Raw genomic sequence first — 5,363 nt, 5'->3', positions numbered from 1 at the left:
TGGCATCAGGTCACCTCCGCAAGTTCGAGGGATGAGTCGGCTACCGTGATTAGAGCGGAATTTGAAAACTTGTCAAATTTCGGTGCCAGGCACCAACTTAGGTGGGTGGCACCGATTGGGGAGCGGACTGGCCGAATTCTCCCGGGCTTATGTCCACAAGTCCTATTGCCAGCAAAATCTCCTCGCCTCTCCCTCTGTCAGCGAAACGGCGAATCACTTGCCACACTCCAATACCCCCAAACCAGACCGACGTGACCACTTGGAATACGTAACCACACCTCTTCCGCCAATTTTCCCCTCGCTGCTTTGCTGCCACATTCGCGTTGTCACTCAAGTGACTGAGACAAAACAAGTTGCGACAATCGCTCCTTCGCTCGCTTGCCCCGTCAGCACGTTTTTTGGCAAAGTACCGCCCACTAGCATTTTACCTCCGCAGATTCAATTAGGCGCACACGCCTCGCCAAACAGGGATTATATTGCTGCAGGCAAAATACTGGATAAAAGGGGGATAAATTTGCATCCGGGCTTCGCTTGCACTCAGCAACACCACAGATGCTTTGAGTTGAAGTTGTCCTATTGCTGTGACATTCATATGCTAAGGTTCCACAAGTTAGCAGTGGGTACGACGCTGCAATTCGCAAACATGACCGCTTCCACTGCCCCACATCTGCCCTCCAAAACAATGCTCTGAGACCGCCCGATCTCACAACATACGCCTGCGACACAGCAACCACGCGAATACTCAACCCCATCGATCTTTTTGTGGCTGCAACGCCTCCTGCGCTACGGCTGGTTGCCATGCAAAGGAGAACTGTAACCACCACATGTGAAAAATTTGTGCGAGACCCCCGCCCCTCCACCGCTTACCACGGAAACCCAACACGCATTCGACCCGAGCGGAATCTGTGCCAACGAGGTCCCTCTGGGAGATTAGCGGCCCCACCGTCATCAAATTGATGCGATTGGATGGGGCTCGAGGATTGTTCTATGTATAGAGAAACCAAGCCGCCTTGGAGCGTTAGTCGCATTGATGCATTGCTGTCCTACATGCTAGTCAGCAGCATTGTGCTGATCGGCTGCGGAATGTTCTATCTGCGAGAAACGAAACATCTTGAAGAGGCATTGCTGAATGAAGAACGCAGCCGCATCAATACATTTGCTCAGCATATTCAATCCAGCCTGCATCCCGTTGCAGATAATCTTCGGCTGCTAGTCAATGACGGGAGCTTGATTTCTTACGCGACCACTGGCAGCCCAAGGGCACTCGAACGAGCGATTCAGCAAGCCGTCGTCTTCAGCCGACTAAAACCCGAATACGACCAAATCCGCTATCTGAATGCTGATGGCTTCGAAGTGATGCGTGTCAATCAACCAGGACAGGTCGTCGCCAAAGAGAAGCTACAAGATAAATCCGACCGTTCCTATTTCCGAGACACAAACCAACTTGCGAAAGGACAACTCTATCTGTCCGCATTCGATTTAAACGTCGAACATGGCCAAATTGAACGACCGTTTCGCGAAGTGCTGCGGTTTGCGATGCCGGTTTTTGACGAGACAGGCCAACGACGTGGGGTGTACGTGATTAACTATCTCGGCGCCAACACCCTTGCTCATCTAAAAGAAATGCGTCCCGATACACAACATCGCTTGCGTATCATCAATGATGACGGCTTTTGGATCATCGCGGCAACGCCCGAACAGGAATGGGGATTTTTGTTCCCAGAGCGAAAATCGCAATCGTTGAGCAAAACAAACGTCGAACTATGGAAAAAAATTCAGCTCCATCCTCAGGGGCAATCGCGATCGTCCTCCGGATTATTGACTTGGCGTAAAGTATGGCTCAGAGAGAGTGTCGCCGACGAATCGAACACCGACGCTGTTGTCGCAGAAGAAAAGTTCATCGTCGTCGCGTCGGAGATTTCAAATACAGAATACGCCGCACTTTTTCTGCACATCCGGGCCGTGTTTGCCATCGCCACGGCAACCCTACTTGCGGTCTCTCTATTTTCGATTCGCGCCATCCGTTCAAAACGACGAACCAGCGAATCATTGCGCCGCAGTCAAAAGACGCTCAAAGAATCTCTCCATACGATTGACCATGCCGTTCAGGCTCGCGATGCGGCTGAGCTTGCCAACCAAGCCAAGAGCGACTTCCTGGCATCAATGAGCCATGAGCTACGCACCCCGCTCAATGGCATCTTGGGGATGAACGAATTGCTGATGCAGACGGATCTAACCAAACAGCAACGCAAATTTGTCGATGCGTCGCACACATGCGGTCAATCGCTGCTGCAACAGATCAATGACATCCTAGACCTTTCGAAAATTGAAGCGGGAAGAATTGAGCTCGATGTCCAGGAGCATGACATTGAATCGCTTGTCTATTCCATCACAGGCATGTTTTCGCTCAGCGCCCAACAAAAAGGCGTCCCCCTGCTATGTCACATTGATCCGCGTGCCTGCATAAATGCTCGCTGTGACGGAAATCGATTGCAACAAATCCTTGTAAACCTTGTCGGCAACGCAGTGAAATTCACAAAATCGGGTCGCATTGTTTTACGAACCGAATGCATCGAGAGAAAACAGCGACAAATGCGAGTTCGCTTCTCTGTCGAAGACACGGGTATCGGCATTGTCGCTGACCACCACGATCGATTGTTCAAACCGTTTTCACAAGTGGACCCGTCCGCCTCGCGTGAATTTGGCGGCACCGGATTGGGCCTTTCCATCTGCAAACAGCTTGCCGAATTCATGGGCGGCGAAGTCGGCGTGAAAAGTCAGGCGGGAGTCGGATCGACGTTCTGGGTAGAGATCGACCTGGAACTCACCTTCGAACAACCATCGCTGGAAACACGACGCCAGGTTTTGGCAGGGATTTGCATCGTGTCGGTCGACACTAGCGAAAACGAACGCAAACAAATCTACGATAGCCTGCACGCCTGGGGGTGCCCCTTCAAACTGGTCAACACTCTTTCCGAAGCATTGCAAGCGATTACCGACGCAGAAAAAGATGACAATCCTTTCTCACAAGTATTGCTGGATTGTCGCGGCATTCAGGGCAATCCGTATGAGACGATCAAAGAATTTGCGATGAAGTGCCCGCTGCCGCTGATCGGCATGGGAGCAGACTTTGACGACGCAGCACTTGAGCAATTAACAGAAGCCGGGGTTCGCAAGATGCTCCTCGATCCGATCCGACCGAGTGCCTTGTTTGACGCATTAGCAGCAGGAATCCACAAGCCGAAGACAGAAGACTCACAAGAATCCGTGGGAAAAGAAGCCGCCCAGACGCACGTATCGCGGCTGACAGGTCATGTCTTGGTTGCCGAAGACAACTGTATCAATCAGCTATATGTATGCGAACTACTTAAGCACGCCGGATGTAGTTATGATGTCGCGCAAAATGGTGACGAAGCAGTCTCGATGATCCGAGAGAATCACTACGACGCCGTTTTGATGGATTGCCAAATGCCCGAAATGGACGGATTTACCGCGAGCCGCGAAATCCGACGTCGCGAACGCAGTTCTGGACAATCCCAACGCCTGCCAATCATTGCCCTGACCGCCAACGCGCTGAAAGGGGATCGCGAACGTTGCTTGCAAGCGGGGATGGATGAATACCTAAGCAAGCCGATCGAGTTTGAGACACTGCGACAAATGCTTGCCAAATTCCTGCCCAAACCTGCTGCGACCAAATATTAAGGATACTTGTATTCTGGATTCTTCGGATCGAAATCCAATTCAGTCAATTTCACGTTGGTTTGGATTTCGTGATAAGTGTACGACTCTTGCAGCGGAGCAGGCTGCCCCTCCGTCGTTGGCCAGCCAAAACTGCGATAACGAACTATCAACTGACGCTCAGGATCGATCACGATTTCCGCGAGCGAAAAATCTCCTTCCTTGCCCGACGGCTTCGCTCGCTTGACTTGAATCAGGTCGGCCGAAATCTCATCGAGCGAAAAATCATGCGTGATCGTGACGTCGATATCGGGATTGCCTAAATCCTCCTGACCACGCTCGATCAACTTTTCCACAAGACGCACGATCCCAATTTGTGAGATCGGATAACGCTGGCCACGCATTGCCAAAAATCCATTCGGATCCAGCGGTGGAATCGGGGCAATCCCCAACAACCCCGCCTCATGGACAAGCAGCTTTCCATCATGCAGATCCTCGGCCCAGATCACTTCGCGACCTTTGACCGACTCAGGTGCGAGAAAACGCAGATAGACACGTTTACCCGCTGTTTCATCACCGTTGCGAAACCGTGTCTGTACCTTCAACTGCATTTCAGTTTGCTCACCGAGCACACCGCTGCTATCGACCTCTTGCTTAACAAACCTTGCAGTATAGCTGTGCAGTGATCGCGCCATCGCCGCACGCGCTTGCGTTGCAATTTGAAGCACTTCTTCGAGTGAGGATTCTCGTGTATTCGCTGCCGCAGCGTCGCCGTCGTCATGCGATATCGATTCCGTACCTGACAGATCGGTGGGTAGCACCGGCTCGGAGCTTCCTCGGCCGGAACTAGGAACCGTACTAAACAACAACACGGCAGCGACCAACCCAAAGGCTGAGCCAACAAGCAGCACATGTCTATTTGGAAATTTCATAGAACCATACTCGATTGAATGCAAAATATCTCGAACGAAATAGCGGTTCGATGGCATCGATCAAAGGCAAAAGCAAAAGGCTAGCATCGGCACCGATTCCTTGTGACTTGCGCCCTTCCTCGAGCTCACATTCGGAACAATAAAAAAGTCGGCCTCACAACGAGGCCGACCCAAAAAACGTCACTGACACGCGGTCACAAATTAGAAGCTGCCGTTGTTCTGCATCTTTTGCTGCTGAACTTGACGCACTGCCGAACCGACCGCTTGCAACACGCCTTCGCTGATCAACATCCGCGATTCTTGACCATTGACGATCGATTTTTGCACGACCATCACATCGCCGCCATCGCTCGCTCGCGACAGCGTGTCGATCATCGCCGCGATCACTTCATTCGTTTCAATTGATTGCGCGTATTGCAAAATCGGCAGCAATTTGATGCGGAATTGACCTACTGGACGAACGCCACCTTGATCGCTGGCACCCGAATCAATCAATTTTTGCATCAACGCTTCACTGTCTTTGCCCACGGCAACAAATACCGACTTAGCTCCTGTTCCAACATGAACCCGCAGTTTAGGGCCGAACATTTTCTGCAGTTCGTCTTCGCCTTGCGGCACGTCGGCTTCGATCAAGTGCATCGTCACACCCTTGTAGGTGCTAACATCAAACGAGAACTTTGGAGCCTTCGGCTCGTTTTGAATCTTCGCTGCCAAGTCTTTGACAATTTGAGCGGCTTCATTGCCATCGGCCAC

General features: G+C 51.6%; 2 protein-coding genes and 1 pseudogene. 1 reads left to right on the top strand and 2 read right to left on the bottom strand.

Annotated features, from left to right (window positions below; all coding sequences use genetic code 11):
- Positions 1-987 precede the first annotated feature (987 nt).
- On the top strand, positions 988-3,702 hold the full coding sequence (locus RMSM_RS37390; protein ID WP_052031822.1) for a hybrid sensor histidine kinase/response regulator: 2,715 nt from the start codon (positions 988-990) through the stop codon (positions 3,700-3,702).
- On the opposite strand, the gene RMSM_RS26595 is transcribed toward RMSM_RS37390, so the two are convergent.
- Together RMSM_RS26595 and RMSM_RS41360 are read right to left on the bottom strand one after the other, a co-directional pair.
- Complete coding sequence (locus tag RMSM_RS26595) at positions 3,699-4,610, bottom strand: DUF1571 domain-containing protein (RefSeq protein WP_040769505.1); 912 nt, start codon at positions 4,608-4,610, stop codon at positions 3,699-3,701. The two genes, RMSM_RS37390 and RMSM_RS26595, sit on opposite strands and share 4 nt — an antisense overlap.
- Positions 4,611-4,811: 201 nt before the next feature.
- A pseudogene (locus tag RMSM_RS41360) lies at positions 4,812-5,363 on the bottom strand (hypothetical protein); the annotation flags it as partial.

Source organism: Rhodopirellula maiorica SM1 (assembly GCF_000346295.1).
Classification (GTDB): Bacteria; Planctomycetota; Planctomycetia; order Pirellulales; family Pirellulaceae; genus Novipirellula; species Novipirellula maiorica.
Note: the sequence above shows the minus strand (reverse complement) of the source record. Positions and strands in the feature narration are given on the sequence as shown.